Below are 2246 nucleotides of genomic sequence, written 5' to 3'. Positions count from 1 at the left end.
AATTTATCGTTCAGGCCTGCATAACGGGCAATACTGCATGCCTGCTCTCCATAAAAGCCATTCGGACCTGCATTGGCATTGCCCATAGCATCTGATGAACGTACTGCGGAGATGTCAAAGCTGATCATATTTGCATTTCTGATGATCGGCTCGGCTAAAGATATATCCGTTGCAAATTCTCCCAAACGATGGACATCGAAATATAGTTTATTCAACACCTTCAGGCTATCCTGGTTTACATAATAAGTTTGATAGCCTACATTGCTGAAATTAAATAGGTAATTTGGCTGGTGAAGAAATATTTTATTAAGGTAGCTGTCCGAACGGGCTGCAATGCCTACATGGTCATCTTCGTGTAAATCAAATTTATTGTCTACCACTACCAGGTCAACTTTTTGCTCCAGCCGCTCGTAAGCCATGTACTGTGCATAAGTGATATCCTGGCCGCCACCAATAATAACGGGTATGATATTCAGTTTAATCAATTCAGCAACCACCATTGTTACGGCAACATAAGTATCTGAAAGTGCTGCACCAGCTTTAATATTCCCTAAATCAAGAATACGGCTGTTGTAATTGCCCTCATGAAGGGTATAAAATTGTGACCTGAAATGGTCAGGCCCCAGCGCACAGCCGTTGTTATTTACCGCAGCACGATCGTCAAGCACCCCGAAAATGGCAATATCAAAAACATTTTCTACCAGTTCGGGAAAGTTATCGGTGTAAAAAGTGGCCTTCAATCCAAGCTGACTGCTTAAAAATCCTTGTTTCGGCGTAATTCCCTTAAGGTTTAAAGGAGAAAAAAAATCTGATAAGGACATAAAGTAATATAATCTATGGGCACAAATATCTATTTTTGAGCCCATACATTAATGAACATCCTAAAAATAATGAAATGATATTGGTTACCGGCGCTACTGGATTTCTAGGGGCTGAACTGATCCATCAACTCACCCGGCAGGGAATGCAGGTTACTGCCATCAAGCGGGAAAATTCTGTGATTCCGGCGCAACTACAGGGCAACACAAAAATCACCTGGGTTATAGCGGATATCAACGATCTGGCTACACTTGAAGATGCTTTTGAAGGCATTACCCAAGTGTATCACTGTGCGGCGCTGGTTTCTTTTAACCCTAAAGATAAAGCAGAATTGCTGCGGGTAAACATAGAAGGCACCAGTAATATTGTTCACCTCTGCCTCGATCTTCACATCAAATTGCTGTATGTAAGTTCTGTTGCCGCATTAGGCCTGGCAAAAAAAGGCAAAGAAATTTGCGAAGAAGACTTCTGGGTTTACGATGCCAATGTACACAGCTATGCCATTTCTAAGTATGAAGGTGAAATGGAAGTATGGCGGGGCATTTCCGAAGGTTTAAACGCCATCATTGTCAATCCATCTATCATTATTGGCGCCAATGCAGGTTTTAAAGGGAGCGGTGCTATTTTCGAACTCATCAAAAAAGGCTTATCCTATTACACCAGCGGTTCAACAGGTTTTGTAGATGTGCAGGATGTAGCATCGGCTATGGTTAAACTGATGGCCAGGGACATTAAACCTGCAAATGGTGAAAGCGGCGAGCGTTTTATTATCTCTGCGGAAAACTGCAGTTATAAAGATTTTTTTACTGCCATTGCTGAAGGCTTCAAAGTAAAGGCCCCTTCAAAAATGGCTACCCCTTTGATGCTGGGCATTGCCTGGCGTGCTGCAAAATTTGCCTCTCTATTTACGGGGAAACCTGCTGGCCTAACCCATGAAACAGCAAAGAGCAGCTTCAACAACAGCATTTATAGTAACGAAAAAATAAAAAAAACCATAGGTATGGAGTTTAAACCGCTGGCAGTGAGTATTGCCGAAGTTTGTGCTGCACTGGCCCTAAAGGTTTAATCATAAACGAGCATATGAGTACTAAAAACTTTTACATTATAGATTTCGACAGCACCTTTACGCAAGTAGAGGCTTTAGATGAACTGGCGCGAATTTCTTTAAAAAAGCACCCCGACAGAGAGCTTATTTATAAAAAAATTGAAGAGTATACTAATTTGGCTATGGAAGGGAAACTTTCTTTCAGTGAAAGTCTTGCCCAGCGCGTAAAATTATTAGAAGCTAACGAAGATCACCTGAAACAGCTGATCAAAATGCTCAAGAAAAAGGTGTCTAGCTCTTTCTCCCGCAATGCAGATTTCTTTAAGAAACATGCTGATGAAATATTGATCGTTTCTGGTGGTTTTAAAGAATTTATTACCCC

3 protein-coding genes are annotated in these 2246 nt (G+C 41.4%); 2 read left to right on the top strand and 1 reads right to left on the bottom strand.

From position 1 onward, the window contains the following. Positions 1-821, bottom strand: an 821-nt coding sequence (locus ACR2F7_RS14475; RefSeq protein WP_432714256.1) for a formimidoylglutamase, incomplete at its 3' end; no start/stop codon positions are given. Positions 822-895: 74 nt separating this feature from the next. Here ACR2F7_RS14475 and ACR2F7_RS14470 point away from each other — a divergent pair. Further along, positions 896-1885, top strand: coding sequence for an NAD-dependent epimerase/dehydratase family protein (locus ACR2F7_RS14470; RefSeq protein WP_432714255.1), 990 nt, complete (start codon positions 896-898; stop codon positions 1883-1885). Positions 1886-1899: 14 nt separating this feature from the next. Next, the coding region (locus tag ACR2F7_RS14465) for an HAD family hydrolase (RefSeq protein WP_432714254.1) at positions 1900-2246 on the top strand (347 nt) is incomplete at its 3' end.

It is taken from the genome of Pedobacter sp., from assembly GCF_045628745.1.
Taxonomy (GTDB): Bacteria; Bacteroidota; Bacteroidia; order Sphingobacteriales; family Sphingobacteriaceae; genus Pedobacter.
Note: the sequence above shows the minus strand (reverse complement) of the source record. Positions and strands in the feature narration are given on the sequence as shown.

Bases quoted from the DNA above. Each gene is read 5' to 3' on its own strand.
- ACR2F7_RS14470 (WP_432714255.1), top strand. From the start codon at position 896: ATGATATTGGTTACCGGCGCTACTGGATTTCTAGGGGCTGAACTGATC.